Annotated in this window: 17 protein-coding genes; 8 read left to right on the top strand and 9 right to left on the bottom strand. The window is 33.4% G+C overall.

Features of this window, described 5'->3' with window-relative positions:
• Positions 1 to 14 precede the first annotated feature (14 nt).
• Both APR43_RS07705 and gldD read left to right on the top strand, forming a co-directional pair.
• Complete coding sequence (locus APR43_RS07705; protein WP_053470128.1) at positions 15 to 1310, top strand: gliding motility-associated protein GldE; 1296 nt, start codon at positions 15 to 17, stop codon at positions 1308 to 1310.
• Positions 1311 to 1871, top strand: coding sequence for a gliding motility lipoprotein GldD (gldD, locus tag APR43_RS07700; protein WP_053470129.1), 561 nt, complete (start codon positions 1311 to 1313; stop codon positions 1869 to 1871).
• Positions 1872 to 1965: 94 nt separating this feature from the next.
• On the opposite strand, the gene APR43_RS07695 is transcribed toward gldD, so the two are convergent.
• Both APR43_RS07695 and APR43_RS07690 read right to left on the bottom strand, forming a co-directional pair.
• Complete coding sequence (locus APR43_RS07695) at positions 1966 to 2442, bottom strand: hypothetical protein (RefSeq protein ID WP_053470130.1); 477 nt, start codon at positions 2440 to 2442, stop codon at positions 1966 to 1968.
• Positions 2443 to 2584: 142 nt separating this feature from the next.
• Positions 2585 to 2962 (bottom strand): heavy-metal-associated domain-containing protein, encoded by a 378-nt coding sequence (locus APR43_RS07690; protein WP_053470131.1) that lies wholly within the window; start codon positions 2960 to 2962, stop codon positions 2585 to 2587.
• Between the two features lie 101 nt (positions 2963 to 3063).
• On the opposite strand from APR43_RS07690, the gene APR43_RS07685 reads away from it, so the two are divergent.
• The 3 genes from APR43_RS07685 (at position 3064) to APR43_RS07675 (ending at position 5086) form a co-directional block, all read left to right on the top strand.
• Positions 3064 to 3930 (top strand): DMT family transporter, encoded by an 867-nt coding sequence (locus APR43_RS07685; RefSeq protein WP_053470132.1) that lies wholly within the window; start codon positions 3064 to 3066, stop codon positions 3928 to 3930.
• The gene (locus APR43_RS07680) at positions 3930 to 4388 is read left to right on the top strand and encodes a hypothetical protein (RefSeq protein ID WP_053470133.1); all 459 of its coding nucleotides are present in this window, start codon (positions 3930 to 3932) and stop codon (positions 4386 to 4388) included. The genes APR43_RS07685 and APR43_RS07680 overlap by 1 nt, the downstream gene beginning before the upstream one ends.
• Positions 4389 to 4852: 464 nt before the next feature.
• Positions 4853 to 5086: a hypothetical protein gene (locus tag APR43_RS07675; RefSeq protein WP_053472558.1), complete on the top strand. Its 234-nt coding sequence runs from the start codon at positions 4853 to 4855 to the stop codon at positions 5084 to 5086.
• Positions 5087 to 5523: 437 nt separating this feature from the next.
• On the opposite strand, the gene APR43_RS07670 is transcribed toward APR43_RS07675, so the two are convergent.
• Together APR43_RS07670 and APR43_RS07665 are read right to left on the bottom strand one after the other, a co-directional pair.
• Complete coding sequence (locus APR43_RS07670) at positions 5524 to 7572, bottom strand: M16 family metallopeptidase (RefSeq protein ID WP_053472559.1); 2049 nt, start codon at positions 7570 to 7572, stop codon at positions 5524 to 5526.
• Positions 7573 to 7584: 12 nt separating this feature from the next.
• Positions 7585 to 8907, bottom strand: coding sequence for a M16 family metallopeptidase (locus APR43_RS07665; protein WP_053472560.1), 1323 nt, complete (start codon positions 8905 to 8907; stop codon positions 7585 to 7587).
• A gap of 276 nt (positions 8908 to 9183) precedes the next feature.
• Here APR43_RS07665 and rplU point away from each other — a divergent pair, with 276 nt between their 5' ends.
• Together rplU and rpmA are read left to right on the top strand one after the other, a co-directional pair.
• Positions 9184 to 9624, top strand: coding sequence for a 50S ribosomal protein L21 (rplU, locus tag APR43_RS07660; RefSeq protein ID WP_053472561.1), 441 nt, complete (start codon positions 9184 to 9186; stop codon positions 9622 to 9624).
• 24 nt (positions 9625 to 9648) lie between these two features.
• Entirely contained in the window at positions 9649 to 9909 is a 261-nt protein-coding gene (rpmA, locus tag APR43_RS07655; protein ID WP_012023622.1) for a 50S ribosomal protein L27, read from the top strand.
• Between the two features lie 252 nt (positions 9910 to 10161).
• Here the strand turns inward: rpmA and APR43_RS07650 are convergent, their stop codons facing one another.
• The gene (locus APR43_RS07650; protein ID WP_053472562.1) at positions 10162 to 12918 is read right to left on the bottom strand and encodes an AsmA-like C-terminal region-containing protein; all 2757 of its coding nucleotides are present in this window, start codon (positions 12916 to 12918) and stop codon (positions 10162 to 10164) included.
• Between the two features lie 45 nt (positions 12919 to 12963).
• On the bottom strand, positions 12964 to 13545 hold the full coding sequence (locus APR43_RS07645) for a tRNA-(ms[2]io[6]A)-hydroxylase (RefSeq protein WP_053472563.1): 582 nt from the start codon (positions 13543 to 13545) through the stop codon (positions 12964 to 12966).
• A gap of 113 nt (positions 13546 to 13658) precedes the next feature.
• Between APR43_RS07645 and APR43_RS07640 the strand changes: the two genes are divergently transcribed.
• Positions 13659 to 14900, top strand: a complete 1242-nt coding sequence (locus APR43_RS07640) for a glycosyltransferase family 4 protein (RefSeq protein WP_053472564.1) — start codon at positions 13659 to 13661, stop codon at positions 14898 to 14900.
• Between the two features lie 54 nt (positions 14901 to 14954).
• Here APR43_RS07640 and APR43_RS07635 read toward each other — a convergent pair whose 3' ends face one another.
• From APR43_RS07635 to APR43_RS07625, 3 genes are all read right to left on the bottom strand, one after another.
• The gene (locus tag APR43_RS07635; protein ID WP_082356441.1) at positions 14955 to 15830 is read right to left on the bottom strand and encodes a helix-turn-helix domain-containing protein; all 876 of its coding nucleotides are present in this window, start codon (positions 15828 to 15830) and stop codon (positions 14955 to 14957) included.
• 92 nt (positions 15831 to 15922) lie between these two features.
• Positions 15923 to 16462 (bottom strand): carboxymuconolactone decarboxylase family protein, encoded by a 540-nt coding sequence (locus tag APR43_RS07630; RefSeq protein WP_053472566.1) that lies wholly within the window; start codon positions 16460 to 16462, stop codon positions 15923 to 15925.
• A 369-nt stretch (positions 16463 to 16831) separates the two neighbouring features.
• Entirely contained in the window at positions 16832 to 18679 is a 1848-nt protein-coding gene (locus APR43_RS07625; protein ID WP_053472567.1) for a hydrolase/aminopeptidase, read from the bottom strand.
• Positions 18680 to 18749: the final 70 nt, after the last annotated feature.

Genomic DNA, 18749 nt, shown 5'->3' with positions numbered 1-18749 from the left:
TAATCTTATGTAATTTGGACCCGGAGCCCAGTTTATTATTTACTACAATTTTAGACACCAATTTAATCATTGGTTTTGTCGGAATATTTATTTTGCTGTTTCTTTCAGCAATTGTTTCAGGTGCCGAAGTTGCACTTTTTTCTTTGTCCCAAAAAGATATTGACGACACACTTCAGGAAAACCTTTCAAAAGGAAAAATTATTTCTGACCTTTTAGATAAACCCAAAAAACTTTTAGCGACCTTATTAGTAGCCAATAATTTTTTAAATATTGGGGTCGTTATCCTGTTCTCTTTTATTGGCAGGAACATTTTTGCAGGAGTCGAATCGCCTGTTTTAAAATTTATTTTAGAAGTAGTTCTCGTTACTTTCCTTATCTTATTATTTGCAGAAGTTTTACCGAAGGTTTACGCAAGCCGAAACAATATAAAATTTGCCAAACGTTTTGCTTATTCCATTTCTATTTTAGATAAATTACTGTCGCCAATAAGCTTGCCTATGCGCAGCCTTACTTTATATTTGCATAATAAATTAGGAAAACAAAAAAACAGCTTTTCGATAAATCAGCTTTCTCAGGCTTTAGAATTAACAGATTCTGAAGGAACATCAACAGAAGAGCAAAAAATATTAGAAGGAATTGTTTCTTTTGGAAATACAGATACAAAGCAGGTTATGAGTCCGAGGATTGATATATTTGCATTGGAAATTACAGAACCATTTTCGGCTATTTATCCTAAAATAATCGAGAAAGGATTTTCGAGAATTCCCATTTATCGAGATAATATTGACCAGATAGAAGGCGTTTTGTTTGTTAAGGATTTATTGCCGCATATTGACAAAGAGAGTTTTGACTGGGCATCCTTAATAAGAGAAGCATTTTTTGTTCCCGAAAATAAAAAACTGGATAACTTATTAAAGGATTTCCAAAGCCTTAAAAGTCACCTCGCAATTGTGGTTGATGAATATGGCGGAACTTCCGGTTTGGTTTCTTTAGAAGATATAATCGAAGAAATAGTAGGGGATATAAGCGATGAATTTGATGATGAAAATTTAAATTTCTCTCAAATCGATGAAAAGAATTTTCTTTTTGAAGGAAAAATAAATCTTAAAGATTTCTATAGAATTGTTGATGTCGACGAAGATCTATTTGAATCTCATAAAGGCGAAGCCGAAACGCTGGCCGGATTTATTTTAGAAATCCTGGGGAATTTCCCTAAAAAAGATCAAAAAATAGCTTTTGAAAACTGTGTTTTTACAATAGAAACCGTTGATAAAAAGCGTGTAAAACAAATAAAAGTAACAATAGAATAAATGTTTAAAAGAATAATTTCGGTCGCGGTAATTTTGCTCACATTAACAGTGGTAAGCTGTAAAGACGACGTTTTGCCAAAACCTGCAAGTTTCCTTAGATTAGATTATCCAGAAGCCAAATATGTCAATTTTGAAAATAATTGTCCGTTTGCTTTCCAGATGAATGAAGATGCCATTATTAAAGGTGAAAAAGACTGCGGATTTGCGATTACTTATCCAAAAATGAAAGCGACAATTTATTTAACTTATAAACCTGTTCACGGCGATATTGAAAAGCTTTTAAAAGATGCTCAAAAACTGACTTACGAACACGTTATTAAAGCCGATGATATTTTAGAACAACCGTATTTAAACACCGAAAAGAAAGTCTACGGAATGTTTTATCAAGTAGATGGAAATGCGGCTACAAACTCTCAATTTTACGTTACAGACAGTACAAAACATTTTATAACAGGATCAGTATATTTTTATGCAAAACCAAATTTTGATTCTGTAATGCCGGCGGCGAGTTATATTAAAAATGATATGCAGCGATTAATGGAAACATTAAAATGGAAATAAGAAATAATAAAAAAGGCGTTCAAATTTTGAACGCCTTTTTGATGGAACAAATTTCTTTGTGTTCACGAGCGGAATGCTTTTGTTTAATGACGGGCTAATATGGATTTTGCCCAATTTTAACTCTATTAATGCCTATCTCTATGATATTTTGTATTGTTTTTGTTAATGGTATAATCCAGTCATCATCATCACAATATGGTAAAGCTTGAAAGACATTAGGATTATCTCCCTCGTCTAGATAAATAAATAAAAAATTAAGACCTCCCCATACATCAAAGGCATAAAAAGGGCGATTTATGGAACGATTACTATCTTCCAGATGCTCTCTTACCCATTCCTGCATTTCTTGCTGACTATCATTAGGTCCGTAATCACATACATAACAAAAGTTACCTGCTAAAAATAATAACTCTTTTAGAACCTGAGGAAAAAGATTGCCGTTGTTCCATGTTAATTCTAATTGTTGAATCTCTGATTCAGGGATTCCTTCTATTTTAAATTGAAGTTCTTTGTTGTTTTTTGAATATGAAATTGGATTATCTCTTAATTGTTGCAAATATTTTATAGTCATATTTTAATTACTTAATATTTTTTTTTAAAATAATTCACGGCAATATTTATTTCATACTGCTTTTAATTTTGCCAATCTCTAAAAAATAGAAATGAAAAAGGCGTTCAAATTTGAACGCCTTTTTGATGGAGAAACTTTAAAATTAAGATTTAAAGTTTGAAACTTTATATGTTTTTCCGTCTCCGGTTTCCTGAACAACTTTAGTCAATGATTCAGAGTTTTGAACCGTTTTATCGAATGTAACAGTTGCTGTTTTTTTATCAAAATCAACAGTTGCTTTTTCTACACCTTCTAAATTAGATAATTCCGTTTCGATAGTTTTCGCACATCCAACCGCACAAGTCATACCTTCAATATTAAAACTTGCTGTTTGTACGTTTTCGGCAGCAATTGGTTTGTGTTCTTTTGGAGTAGTTTTTTCAGCATTTATTACTGCTAAACTTTTGTCTTCTTCTTTTTTACAGCTTACGAATACTAAACTTGCAATTGCTAATGAAGCTATGATTTTTGTGAATTTCATATTATAAGAGTTTAATTTACTAATAATTTTCTTTGCAAAATTACTAAAAATGAAGAGGCTAATTCGTAAAAATAGTACAAATTTGCAGTAAAATACTTTTTATGGATGCAAAACAGTTAAAGTGGGCTTACTTGCTAGTATTGTCACTAATTTGGGGAAGTTCTTTTATTTTAATCAAAAGAGGATTAGTAGGTTTGACCGCAATTCAGGTTGGATCTTTCCGAATTATTTTTGCAGCTCTTTTTTTATTGATTGTCGGTTTTAAAAGTTTAAAGAAGATATCGCGCTCACAGTGGAAATTTGTTGCTTTGACTTCTTTTTTTGGCACTTTTACGCCAGCTTTTCTTTTTGCAATTGCAGAGACCGAAGTTGACAGCTCAATTGTGGCCATTTTAAATTCGCTTACGCCTTTAAATACATTAGTTTTAGGAATACTTATTTTTGGAATCCAATTTCAAAAACGACAGGTTTTAGGGGTTTTTGTTGGCTTAATTGGATGTTTGCTTTTGGTTTTAAGCGGAGCATCGGCACATCCTGGGCAAAACTACTATTATGTTGGACTGGTTGTAATTGCAACTCTTTGTTATGCAATAAATGTTAATTTGATTAAAAGATATCTTCCTGATTTAAATTCAGTAAGCATTACAACAGGAAATTTTGCCGTTTTATTAATCCCGGCTTTAATTATTTTGAGCACAACAGATATTTCTCAAAAACTGACTTTTGAAGCAACACAGCATTCTATTTTCTTTGTAATGATTTTAGGTATTTTAGGAACCGGAATTGCCAATGTTTTGTTCTTTAAACTAATTCAGATTTCGTCTCCGGTTTTTGCAACTTCGGTTACTTATTTAATTCCTATTGTTGCTTTTTTCTGGGGATTATTAGATAATGAAATGCTTACACCAATTCAGTTTTTTGGCGCTTTTATTATTTTGATTGGAGTTTATTTATCGGCTAAAAAATAATGAAAAAGTTAATTGAAAAAATACTTTTGAAAGAATCAATAGAATTTAACGGTTCAATCACTGAGTTAAAAGAAAAGATTCAAATTGTAACTGAACGGAAATTTAAATTTGAATGGATTTCTGAAAATGATTTTAAAATTCTCTCTAAAATCTCTGTAGGAACTTTTATTCTCAATTCAAATCCTGGATATTTTGAGGGAATAAGAGGCTTTGGAAAGTTGACCGAATTAAAAAATGGAAAAACCATAATCGATTTGAATACCAAACTCCGCGTTGAACTTTATTTTGCTGGAATTTTGCCAACTCTTACATTTATCGTTTCATTTTTGAGTAGTGATAAAACACCATTATGGAGTTTTTTTTTAATTCCTGTTGTTGTTTTATGGTTTTGGTTTATTTACAGATGTCAAGAAGAAATACTTTTTAGAAAATTTAGAAATTATATAAAAATAGAATAAAAAACGAGCTGCAAAAGTTTCGACTTCGCTCAGCCTGACAAAGCAGAACCGAAGTGAAATTTTATTTATATGTCACCCTGAGCGAAGTCGAAGGGCGCAAAGAGCATCGATATTGATGAGCCTGACAAAAAAAAGCGATAAGGTTTTTTAGACGAAGTTTTGTCATTTCGACCGAAGGGAGAAATCGCACTAGAAACTCCGTATAGAATGTCGCCAATCTTTGTCGAATCCCGTGTGCGATTTCTCCCTTCGGTCGAAATGACAAACTTTGAGGAAATATATAATTTGTAGTAATTTTCTTTTATTTTTTGATATCTTTGGAGTCCTAAAATTTAAGATTATGAACTCTGCAAAACTCTTTGCCCGTGTGGTATGCTGGCGGTATTGGAAACAACTGCAACGCTTTCTTAAATGCGTAGGACAGCTAAGTCATGCGGGTTTTATTTTCCCTAAAATTTAAGATTATGAACACAAGCACCCTTTCAAAAGAAACAGAATTGAGATTAAATCATTTTTTCAACAATTCAATCGATCCTAAACTTATGGCAAAAACCATTCGAAAAGTAAATTATATACTTGCCTTAAGTATAATGCGGGATTGCGAAACAATGGAAACCGAAAAAATGAATCTTCAGGATGGTTTTTATTGGCTGAATGAATTAGCCGAAATTCTGAACCCTTATCTGGATGTTGAATAATCAAAACAAGAAAGGCTGTCGTAATTGACGGCCTTTCTTGTTTTTAAAAGAGCTGCTATCCTGAGCCAAGTCGAAGGGCGTGCCAATTGGAACGGGGCTTCGACTTCGCTCAGCCTGACAAAGCAATGTCAATGCTTAATAGATTATTCACATGTCACCCTGAGCGAAGTTGAAGGGCGCAAAGAGCGTCGACTTTGTTTTGTCATTTCGACCGAAGGGAGAAATCGCACTAGAAGCTCCGCAAAGAATGTCGTCAATCTTTGTAGAATCCCGTGTGCGATTTCTCCCTTCGGTCGAAATGACAAACTTTGGGGTTGTTTAAATTAAAAAAGCTTTGTCAAAGTTTTAAACTTTGACAAAGCCTATGAGAAAAAAACTTTAGCAACTCAGAATCTCAGAACCGTTGTCCCTTTGTTTCTTTGCAACTTTGAACCTTCCTAAAGAAAATCTGCATCAGAAACCCCTTCGTTAATCTTGATATCTGTCATTTTGATATCTAATTCAAAACCTACATTTTGAACCAAATTAAAAGGAACTTTTACGCCTTTTACTTCTCTGTAATCGTTGAAGTTTGTTATTTGCGTAACCGATTTTCCGTCTTGTTCACGAATTTTTGATTTTGCTACTTTCAATCCAGATTTCACATCATAATAATGAGTTGTGTTGCCATCTTTTATAGCATAAGCATCGCTTCCGTTAATTGGTTCAATGCTGTCAACTTTAAGATCTGTTCTTTTTACTAATTGTAATTCTTCAAAAGGAGCGGCGTTTGCTTTCATTTCTTTAAGATCATCGCCTTCAAGGTTTTTACGTTTTCCTTGCTGCTCGATGTAAGCACCTTTATCATTTACAACCTGTTTCATCAAATTCATAGTTCCCATAGAAAGAGAAATCATCATTTTTCCTTTAGAATCCAGTTTTGAAGTAAAAGTCAACGGAGCCGGAGCTTGCGGAACTTTTGTTGTTCCGTCCATATAAAGTGTTTTTACGGCAGATACGGCTTTTTCTCCGCCAATAGCTTTGATGTAATTTTCGAAAACCGTTTTTGCTGTAATTCCTGTTGGAGCTTCTTTTTTAACAGCTGGTTTTTCAATTGGATTTCCGTATTTATCAAAATAAAAAATCGGAATTTGAAGTTTTTCTAAACCAGAAATCACGTCAGAACCTTTTCCAACCACAACAATTCGCATGTTGTCAAGTAAAAAGTATTTGTTTGCTACACGATAAATATCATCAGCAGTTACGTTTGTAATCGTCTGAATGTATTTTTCGTAGAAATCAGCCGGAAGTTTTTCTGTTTCAATGTTTAAAGCATAACGCGCCACAGCCTGAGGTTTTTCTACCTGCATTACAAAGCGGCCAATATATCCTGCTTTTACATTTCTTAAAACTTCTGGATCAACTCTTTCAGTACGAACTCTTTTAATTTCTTTTATAAACTGAACAACTGCGCTGTCTGTTACCGCATTACGAACCGCAGACGAAGCTTTGAATTTAGTTACATATTTTCCGCTTCCAATGCTTGAATTTGCGCCATAAGTCCACGCGTGTTGTTCGCGTAAATTCATGTTTAAATAACTGTTGAAATCACCTCCTAAAATTTGATTTGCAATTACTGCAGGGAAAAAATCAGGATCACTCATTTTTAAATTTATAGTATTTACCAGCGAAATTTCTGACTGAACTGCATTTGGAACATCTACAAAATCAATTTGAAGTTTAGAGGCATTTTCAGGATTTGGATACGTATTTTTTGGAGCGGCTTGTTTTTTCCATCCGCCAAAAAGTTTTTCTACGGCAGTTTTAGTTTCTTTAAACTTAACATCTCCAATAATAACTAAATAAGCATTTTCAGGTACAAAATAAGTAGCGTAATTTTTTTGAACGTCTTCAAGCGTTACATTTTTTACGGTTTCTTCAGAAAGGTATTCACCATTAGGATGATTTTTTCCAAAGGCTAAAACATCAACAACACGATTTGCAATTGCCGGAACGCTTTTTTCATCGGCTTTAAGCCCTTCCAGTAATTTTGCTTTTTCCTTGTCAAATTCAGTCTGCGTGAAATTTGGCTGTAAAGCGCCTTCGGCTAAAAGCTCTAAAACACGTCCTGAATATTTGGATAGTGAACTTGCAAAAGCACCTTGTGATGTAAAATTGATGTTTGCTCCGTAGAAATCAATTTCTTCATTAAAAGCTTCTTTTGCAGTTTTTTTAGTTCCGTTACCAATTAAACTGCTGGTTAATTCATCAACACCTTTTTTGTTTCCTTCTGTAAAAGGAGCATTGTCCAGTGTAAGGTTAAAACTTACTCTTGGTAATTTATGGTTTTCGACAACCAGAACTTTCATACCGTTTGCCAAAACAAAGGTTTGAGGTTTTTTAATATTAACTACAGGCGGATTTCCTGGTTTTGGTTGTGGACGATCTTGTGCTTGCATAATTCCAGTTAGGAATAAAATGATTAAAAATGTATGTAGATTTTTCATGATTCGATATTCTTAGTTCTGAGATTTTGGGGTAGGAATGTAATCTAAAATTAATCTCTGATTAGGGTTTAGATACTTCTTGGCTACTTCTCTAATTTCTTCTCTCGTAATAGAATGGTAAATATCAATTTCGGTATTAATTAAATTTACGTCTCCATAAAGTAAATAATACGAAGCCAGATTTTCTGCAATTCCTTCTACGCTTGCATTTGCATTCACAAAATTATTATCGAATTTGTTTCGTAATTTTTCGTAATCTTTCTCAGAAATCAAATCGGTTTGAAGTTTTACGATTTCTTCATCCATTTCTTTTAAAATATCGGCTGTAGTATTTGGCGCCATTGGCAATCCATACAATATATAAGTTCCGTAATCTTCCTGACTAAAACCAACAGCACCAATTTGAAGCGCCATTTTTTTGTCGTCGACAATTTTTTTGTACAATTTAGAGCTTTTTCCGTCGCTTAAATACGATGAAATCAAATCTAAAACTCTGGCGTCTCTTGTTTTCATAGACGGCGTTCTATAAGAAGCCACAACCATTGGAATCTGAATATTCGGATCTTCGTAAGTTGCTTTAATGGTTTGTGTAATTGGCTCTTCAGTATAAGTTTGTTTTTTAACATCTTCACCTTTTGGAATTGGTCCAAAATATTTCTGAACCCATTCTTTAGCTTTTGTTTTGTCAAAATCTCCTGCAATTACTAAAACCGCATTATTTGGTGTATAGAATTTTTTATTGAAGGCCTGAAATTCTTCCAAAGTTGCAGCATCCAAATCTTTCATAGAACCGATAGTTGTCCAGCGATACGGATGATTTTTAAACATATTCTTTTTAACCTCAGGAAGAATGTTCCCATAAGGCTGATTGTCGTAACGCATTCTTTTTTCTTCTTTTACAACTTCGTTTTGCGTGTCAACACCAATTTTATTGATAATTGGATGCATTAATCTTTCAGATTCCATCCATAAACCCAATTCTAAATTGTTTGATGGAAAAACTTCATAATAATACGTTCTGTCGTCAGATGTATTAGCATTGTTGACTCCGCCATTTGCGGTAACGATTTTCATCCATTCGCCGCGTTTTATATTTTGAGTTCCTTCAAATAATAAATGTTCAAAGAAATGTGCAAAACCAGTACGATCCGGACGTTCGTCTTTTGAACCCACATGATACATTACAGAAGTAATAACTACGGGTGCCGAAGGATCGTTATGCAGAATAACATGCATGCCGTTATCTAAATTGTATTCTTCAAAAGCCACCTTTTGAGTATGAGCTACTCCGCCAAGCATTAGTGCTGCACTTAACATCATTATTGAATTTTTCATAAAGATTAATAAAATTTATATTACCTGTAAAATGGCAGGCAGCCAAGAATTGATTATAGTTACATCAAAAATAACTTTTTTTAATTATCATTTACGTGTTTATCTTTGTTTTGATTGCAATTTAACAATCTTTTACCTCTAATTGAAGTGGAATTCTCTTTAAAAAGCCTTGAAAAACAACGGTTAAACTACTTGAAATATTTTTAGTATAAGAGATTGCACAGTAAATTTTTAGTTGTATATTTGCAACCTTAAAAATCAATAAATCAATTTGGTATGTATGCAATCGTAGAGATAGCAGGGCAACAATTTAAAGTAAGCAAAGACTTAAAGGTTTATGTTCACCGTTTAGCTAATGAAGAAGGTTCAAAAGTTTCTTTTGACAAAGTTCTTTTATTAGATGATAATGGAAATGTAACTTTAGGCGCCCCAGCTATAGAAGGTGCTTCAGTAGAAGCTAAAGTGTTACAACACTTAAAAGGTGATAAAGTTATCGTTTTCAAAAAGAAAAGAAGAAAAGGATACAAAAAAAGAAATGGTCACAGACAATATCTTACACAAATTGTAATTGAAGGTATTACTGCAGCAGGAGGAACTAAAAAAGCAGCAGCTAAAAAAGCGGTTGTAGCAGAAGAAGCAGCTACTGAAGAAGTAGAAGCTCCTAAAGTGAAAAAAGCAGCAGCTCCTAAAGCGAAAAAAGAAGCTACTAAAGAATAATAACAATATTTAAACTCATACGTCATGGCTCACAAGAAAGGTGTCGGTAGTTCGAAGAATGGTAGAGAATCAGAATCAAAACGTTTAGGCGTTAAGATTTATGGTGGACAAGCTGCTATTGCTGGGAACATCATCGTTAGACAAAGAGGTTCAAAACACAATCCAGGTGAAAATGTTTACATTAGTAAAGATCACACACTACACGCAAGAGTAGCTGGAGTTGTTAAGTTCCAAAAGAAAAGAGATAACAAATCTTATGTTTCTATTATTCCTTTCGAGGCATAATTAACAAGATTTACTTTTTATAAAAAACCCGTTCTGAAAAGATCGGGTTTTTTGTTTTTAGCCATTGCGAGGAACGAAGCAATCTCACATGCTAAATCAATTATTGATCATTGTTCGGTTGCTTCGTTCCTCGCAATGACAAGATTGCAAAAAAAAACCTTTGTCAAAGTTTTAAATTTTGACAAAGGTCTATAAGATTTATTCTAAGCTGAGAAGAATTGGAATTTGGAATTTCTAAATTTGGAATTTAACTTATTCAGTATCCTTAGTCTCCTCTAAATCCTCAGTTTTACGTCCCACTTTTACTTTAGGATTATCCTGAGTTCCGGTAACAGTTAACGGAATTCCAAATATTCCTAATGGAGGTAAACCTAAGCGCATTTTTAAATTCAATTTTCCGTCTAAGCTTGTTGTGCCTTCAATTCTTGGTCTAAAGCCTGCAAACTTAAATTTAAAGCGTTCTACGGTCATGATATTGTTTTTGATCGTACTTTTGATATCTACTTTTGAAACATCGGGATTTTTCATCGATTCAGAACTTGTCTGTTTACTTACCGCATTAAACATTTTTAATCCTCGTACTTTTACATCTTTTACAGAAAGTGTTCCACCGCCAACAAGCGAAGGATAAACAGGCTCCATATTTCCGTTTAAGCGACCTTTTAATTGATAATCTAAAGAAACAATTCCCTGCGCTTTTTCGGCAGCGCTTGCCATTTTTCTAAAAACTTCTATTTCGTTGTAGGCTCTTTTAATATCAAAATCTGATGCTTTTATAGCGTAATCAAAATTTGCTTTTTGCGGTGTTACAGCCTGATAATTCGCATTCATAGCAACCTTACAGCCAATTAAATCAAACCCTGTATTCTGCATTGTCAATTTACCTTTGTTCATGGTTAAATGACCCGTTGCATTTTGAAGGTTTAATTTGTCGAAATTTACTTTTTGTGCATTAGCCAATAATTGTAAATTCAGGTTTGTTGGAATAATAATAACGCCAGTTTGTGCAGCTTCCGTTTTTGTTTCTGGTTTTGGAGCTGAGTTTTTTGTTACAGAAGTATTTGCTGATGTATTCGACATAAATTCATCAACATTAATATATCGTGCCGAAACATTAAAAGAACCTTTTAAAACACCTGTATTTGTGGTTGCGTAATTGAAAACATTTTGCAGATAACCATTCATTTTAAAATCAGATTGTCCGTAAGCAGCTGTGAAATTATTAAAAGACATTTTATCCTGATTGATTTTGAAAATTCCTTCTTTAATAATGAATTTTTTAGGAAGATACTCAGACGCAATGCCAATGTTTCTTAACTCAAGCGTTCCTTTGTTATATAATTTGTTGTAGTTTCCTTTTTCGGCATCGCTTTGTTTTCCTTTTAAAACTAAATCAGCTTTTACGAAACCATCCAGATCTAATCCTTTTTGAGAGAAAACTTTATAGATTCTGTTTACATCCAGTTCTCCTTTTGCTTTAATATCGTAAGCTAAATCATTAAAATCACTTAGATCAGCTTCTACAAAAACAGGTTTTCCTTCAAAAGTAAATTGAGCCGGTTTTAGCTTTATTTTTAAATCGTCAAAAGTTCCTTTTTGATTGTCGATTTTAGATTTTATCGTAATATTAGTGATCGGGTTTGGGTAATATTTTGTTTTTACATATCCATTTTCTAAATCAAAAACACCTTTTGTAACAGGGAAAAGTTTGTTTTTTTGATCGAATTTCCCATTCGCCTGAATATCTCCTGCTAAAGAACCTTTTAATTCAACATCTGGAATTCCCAGTGCTTTTGTTAGTTTACTAAGATCAATTTTAGCTTTAAAATCGGCATTGATTTCTGGTGTGTTTGCACCTTTTACAAAGAATTTCGATTTTATATAATCCTTGTTAATGTTTAAGGATAAGTTTTTAGCATCAACAGTTAAAAGATCCGGATTTAAAGACGGAACTTTTGTTTTAACTTCAAGATTTAAATTAGTAACCGGAAATGCACTTTTGTTATAATTCACAAATCCGTTGTCGATTTTTACGTCAAGATTTAAATCTGGAGCAATATTTTGCGAAGTAATATAATCTCCTTTTAAAGTAAAAAGCAAAGTCGTATTTCCTTTTAATTCTGTTTTAGAAAGCCATGTAATATACTTTGGAGGAAAAGCTGTAAATACATCGTACAAATCACTGTTATCAGATTTAATGACAAAATCCATATTGTAACCATCTTTTAAAATATCGAACTTCCCTTTAAAATCGACCAAAAGCTGATTGATTTTTAAGTTGTTCTGCTGGAAGAAAAAGGACAGCGAGTTGATGTCTACTTTGGTAATTAAATCGGCATCAATTTTTTTATTCATTAAATACGGCTCATCTTCATAGATGATATTTAATTTTTCAATTTTTGCTTTTGAAGATAAATCGAAAACAGCCTTATTCAAATCGCCTTTTCCTAAATAATTAAAGCCTAAAGCGTCAAAATGAACTTTTGTTGATTTGTCATCATAGATAATTTTGCTGTTTAAAATTTCAATTCGTTCTAATTTTAAAGCAGTATCTGTACTGTCTTTTGTTTCTGTGGCTTTTGCCTGCGATTTGTAAATGTTGTAATTCGCTTCTCCGTTTGGATTAACTTTTACATTGATAAACGAATCAGATAAATAAATCTGGTCAATTTTTACCGATTTACTAAAAATTAAACTGGCTACGTTTATTCCAAAAGAAACCTCTTTTGCTGTAATGAATTTTTCGTTTTTGTATGGCGCTGAACCGTTAAGACTCAAATTGTCTAAGGTTAAAGTCAGTGATGGAAAATGACGAAAAAATGAAACCGAAACATCAGAATAATTCAATTCTGCGCTTAATCTTTCGTTGGCTGTTTTTTTGATCTGTTCTTTGATCTGATCTTCAAAAACGATTGGCGTTAAAAATAATAGTGCTAAAATAACAGCGAAAGTTATTCCTAAATACTTCGCAATTTTTAATACGATTGATCTGGATTTACTTTTTTGCATAGCAATTTGTGGTGTTTAAATAATAGAGTGAAAAAAGAGCGTAATTTATCCGTGAACGGTTTCTGATTTACCATAATTGGTAATGATAGAACCTTCATATTCAATCCATTCTTTCCATCGTTTATCGATGTCGATATTGTCCTGGTATTTTCTGGCGAATCCTAAAAAAGTAGTGTAATGTCCGGCTTCAGAAATCATTAAATCGCGATAAAATTTAGCTAATTCTTCGTCTTTTATATTTTCAGAAAGTACTTTAAAACGCTCACAGCTGCGAGCTTCGATCATGGCCGAAAATAATAAACGGTCGCAAAGGGCGTCGCGTCGGCTTCCGTCTTTTTTCATGAATTTAAAAAGCTCATTTACATAATGGTCTTTTCGTTCGCGTCCTAAAGTTAGACCGCGTTTTTTTATAACATCATGAACCATTTGCAAATGTTCCAGCTCTTCGCGGGCAATTACAAGCATTTCGGTCACTAATTCTTCTAATTCAGAGTTGTAAGTCACAATACTGATTGCGTTTGAGGCTGCTTTTTGTTCGCACCATGCATGATCAGTTAAAATTTCTTCAATATTTGACTCGACGATATTGACCCAGCGAGGGTCTGTAGCTAATTTTAATCCCAACATAATTTCCCAGCATTTAATTCTTGCAAAATTAGTGATTTTTATTACTAAAAGTCAGGAAATGTCGTGCGATTGCGCTGAAAAAAGCATTATTTTGTATGTTAAAATAAATAACGATGAATCAGCTAAAAAAACTTCTCATAATTGGGTTTGTCTGGCCTGAGCCAAATTCTTCAGCAGCAGGCGGAAGGATGATGCAGTTAATTTCTATTTTTAAAGAAAATGGATTTGAAATAACATTTGTAAGTGCGGCTCTGGACAGTGATTTTATGGTTGATTTGTCTGAATTTGTAGTTACAAAAAAAAGTATCGAACTCAATTCTGCGAGTTTTGATGATTTTATAATCGAATTAAATCCAAATGTCGTTTTGTTTGATCGTTTTATGATTGAGGAGCAATTTGGATGGCGTGTGACAGAAAACTGTCCAAATGCGATCAGAATTTTAGATACCGAAGATTTACATTGTCTGCGAACTGCAAGGCAGAAAGCTTTTAAAGAAAATCGGAATTTTGAAATAGCAGATTTATTTTCTGAAGAAGTTGCAAAACGAGAAATCGCCAGTATTTTAAGATGCGATTTATCCCTGATTATTTCTGAATTTGAAATGAATATTCTGCAAGATGTTTTTAGAATAAATAAAGATTTACTTTTCTATCTTCCTTTTTTGGTTGATAAAATGTCTGAGAATGATCTTTCGAAATTACCTTTATTTGAAGATCGCAAGAATTTTGTTTTTATTGGAAATTTTCTTCACGAACCCAATTGGAACACAGTTCAGTATTTAAGAGAAGTGATTTGGCCTTCGATAAAAAAAGATTTTCCCGAAGCTGTTTTAGAAGTTTATGGCGCTTATCCGTCGCAAAAAGTATTGCAATTGCATCAGCCCAAAAATGGATTTTTTATTATGGGAAGGGCAGAAGATGCAAATGAAGTGGTAAAAAATGCCAGAGTTGTTTTGGCGCCAATTCGTTTTGGAGCTGGTTTAAAAGGAAAATTATTAGAAGCCATGCAATGCGGAACGTCAAGTGTAACGACTTCAATTGGTTCAGAAGCTATGCATGCTAATTTACCTTGGAATGGATTTATTGAAGATGATGCATCTGAATTTGCTAAAAAAGCAATTGAACTTTATCAGGATGAAAATCTTTGGAAACAAGCTCAAAAAAACGGTATTGCCATTATTAATGAATGTTATCAGAAAGATAAATATTCAGATGAATTAGTGTCTTTTGTAAATTTATTATTAGTGGATTCCAAAAGCCATCGTCTTCATAATTTTATGGGGAATTTATTGCAGCATCATGCTTATAAAAGTACAATGTACATGTCAAAATGGATAGAAGCGAAAAATAAGTAATCAGTAACAGTTTACAGTAATCAGCAGATTGAGACTGAAAACTGTAACTCTAAACTAAGCTTCCATTTTTCCAAAGCCTACTGTTTCACGATAAATTTGCGGCGAAACATCGGCATTTGTTTTAAAAAATCGGCTGAAATAATGTTCATCGTCATAACCCAATTCATAAGCGATTTCTTTTACCGTTTTATTGGTCATGTATAACTCTCTTTTGGCTTCAATAATAATTCTTTCGGCAATTAAATCAGTTAAGGTTTTATTGAAATAATTCTTGGATAATTTCGCCAATGCTTTAGGTGAAATATTCAGTAAATCAGCATAATTTCCCGCCGAATGTTTGGTTTTGAAGTTGAGTTCAATAGCATCTTTTAAATTTTGAAGAATCACAGGTTCTTTTGAATCCGGAACGGACTTCATTTCTTCTAATTGTTCTGTTTTTAATCGGGAAGCCGTTATTAAAAAGATTTTTAAATACGAAATAAGCAATTCGTATTGGGCTAATTCTGCATTTTGAATTTCAGTTTTCATTTGATCTAAAACCATTGCAAAAGTCTGCGCTGCTTGTTCTGTAACTTTGGTATAAGGCGGCTGGTAAACATTGTTGAATAAAACACCGTTGCAGGAAACTTCTTTTTGATGCATATGAATGCAGAAAAAATCAGGGTGAAAATGAATCGCAATTCCTTCAATTGGTTCGTTTACGCAAAGCATAAAAGGCTGATAAGGAGAAAAGGCGAGGAGTGAATTTTCTTCAAATTGATGTTCGGCAAAATCGGCTTTTACTTTACCTCTTCCTTTGATAACCCAAATTAATGAGAAAAAATTATTTCGCTGTAAATGATCAAAATGGCTGTTGTCATCAAATGGCAGTAATTTAAAAGCTAAATTTCCATTTTGCGGATTTATTAAAGTGAAAACATTCTGACTCATGATTTGCTGTGGTTTTTAGAAATATAAAGATAGTCATGAATTGAATTCACAACTATCTTTATAAATTGTTTTTTGTTTGAATTCTTTTGAAATTATAGGCTTGAAACTTCTGGGAAATCGATTTGTGTATTGGCAGTATTGTTGAAATAGTTTGTTAAAACATTCAACGCTACGTGTGCTACAGTTTCTGCAATTTCAGCATCAGAAACTCCTGCGTTTTTAGCTTTGTTTACATCTTCGTCGCTTACTAATCCGTTTTTGCTGATTAAGGTTTTGGCTAATTGTAAAATAGCTTCTGTTTTAGCGTCTGCAGAATTTCCTTTTCTTGCGTCTTGTAAAACTTGTGCGTCTGTTTTTAATAGTTTTCCGCCAATAAAAGTATGAGCTGCCACACAGTAGTCACATGAATTGCTTTCTGAAACTGCTAAGGCAATTAATTCTCCTGTTTTTGCACTTAATTTTCCGTGGCTTAATGCACCGCTAAAATTTAAATATCCTTCCAAAACTGCCGGAGAATTTCCCATTGTTCTCATCATGTTTGGAACTACACCTAATTTTGATTGTACTGCGTTGAATAAATCTTTAGTTTTTCCTGTTACTTCGTCTGGGTTTAATGCTGTTAATCGTGTCATTTTATTTAATTTTTTATGTTATTTATTAGTTGTTGTCTTTTGACATTACAAAGGTGCGACGATTACAGATTTTAGAACATGGAGAATTTACGCTATGTGGTGGACAATTTTCCCTAGGTAGTTTTTTGAATAAAAAAATCCCCAATTACATCCGTAATTGGGGATTTAAATAATTATGATTTATCCCGAAGGGATTACATATCGGTAGAAAAAAACATTACGCATTAAAGGCATTTGTCCCGTCAGGGACTAAACCAATTTACTATAATGTATAGTCCCTTGCGGGACAATAAGAAACGACCATAATTTTTTTCTACCGATATGTAATCCCTTCGGGATATAAATTGTACACGGAATTCGTGGTTATTTTTATTTCAAAATGCCTTCAACAGCTTGAATAGTTGTTGCATGATAACCAGATTTTGCTTTTTCAAAAATTTGATTTGCCCAAACTTTTCCTTCTGGCGTTTTAACCATTTCTTTATAAAGCATCATTACAGAACCTGTTCTGCTGATTCCAATTAAAAATTGTTCAATTGCAGGATAAGCAGGTTTGTATTGGTGAATTAGTGCCTGAACAAACCATTGGCGTTTAATGATGAAATTGCCGCCTTTTGTAAAGTTGAATTCACTGTCAATCGCTTCCATTTCTTTTGCTGTAATATCAGCAGGAAGATGATCTATAAAGTGTTGTTTTTCTGCTGTAGTTGTGATTTTTTTACTTAAACCTGCAACACCAGTTTCTCTCCAGCTTTTTTGAATTTTATCGATAGCATCAAAATCCACAGAACTTACCGGAAGAATATTTGATGGAATTCCCGGTTTGTAAATCCAGTCGTCTAATTTGATTTTATCAGCTAATGCTTTGTCATCTTTGATAAGGTTTTCGTTTAAATATTTTACGAAATCTTCTGTAGTAATTGATTTGAAAGCATGTGAATCGAAATAATTCTTAATGAACGGATCGAATTTGTCGCGTCCAACAGCATTTTCGATAACTCTTAAAAATGCATATCCTTTTACATAGGGAATTTGGCTGATTCCGTCGTCAGGGTTTCTTCCTGTCAGCGAAACTTTAAGTCTGGTATCTGGACTTGTATCACCATATTCTGCTACATTATCAACCAATTCTTTGTTTGTGATAACGTTTTGCATTTCAAATTCTTTCTTTCCGAAAATAGCTTCTCCAATGCGGTGCTCCACATAAGTTGTAAAACCTTCGTTTAACCAAATATCATCCCAAGTTGCGTTTGTAACTAAATTTCCGCTCCAGCTGTGGCCTAATTCATGCGCTAATAAGCTAGTTAAGGAGCGATCACCTGCAATAACACCTGGAGTTAAGAATGTTAAGTTTGGATTTTCCATTCCTCCGTAAGGGAAACTTGGAGGTAAAACCAAAACATCGTAACGTCCCCAGCGGTATGGGCCATAAAGTTTTTCGGCAGCTACAACCATTTTTCCAAGTTCTGCAAATTCCCAAGCCGATTTTTTCAGCATTGATGGTTCTGCGTAAACTCCGGTTCTGTTATCGATTGCTTGAAATTCGATATCTCCAACTGCAATCGCCATTAAATAAGATGGAATTGCTTTGTCTTGTTTAAAAGTATAGACTCCCGTATCATTTTTCTTCTGCGGATTTACAGCGCTCATTACGGCTAATAAATCTTTAGGAACCGTAACTTTTGCATTATAGGTAAAACGAATTCCCGGTGAATCCTGACATGGAATCCAGGTTCTTGACCAAACGCTTTCTCCCTGAGAGAAAAGGAAAGGTTTCTTTTTATCTGCAGTTTGTGCCGGTAAAAGCCATTGTAATGCAACAGCATCTTTAGTTGTGCTGTAATAGATGTTTACTTTGGTTGTATTTGGTTCAATGGTAACTTTAAGTGGTTTACCATGAAATTCGACATCTTTTCCCAGTTCAAATTTGGTTTCTTTTTCGTCGTCACCTAAAGTTACTTTGGTAATGTTTAGTGTGTTTTCGTCGAAAATAATCTCGTTTCCTTTGCTGATGTTGTCAATTGTCCACGAAGCCTTTCCTGAAATTGTCTGTGTGTCAAAATCAACTTTGATGTCAAGATCAAGGTGTTTAACTACAGCAAGTTCTGGTTTAGAATAACTGTGTTCATCAACAACGCTGGTTGGTTTTTCTGTTTGATCTTTTTTCTGGCAGGCTATTGCTGTAAGAAACAAGATTAGAAAGGTTAGTTTTTTCATATTATGAAGTATTGAATTTTGAGGATGAAAATTAAACAAAAAATCCCGTTTTGAACAAACAAAACGGGAT

Origin of the sequence: Flavobacterium sp. NLM (assembly GCF_002210235.1) — a bacterium.
Lineage (GTDB): Bacteria > Bacteroidota > Bacteroidia > Flavobacteriales > Flavobacteriaceae > Flavobacterium > Flavobacterium panici.
The sequence above is the reverse complement of the archived record's forward strand: the minus strand, read 5'-3'. Positions and strand labels throughout refer to the sequence as shown.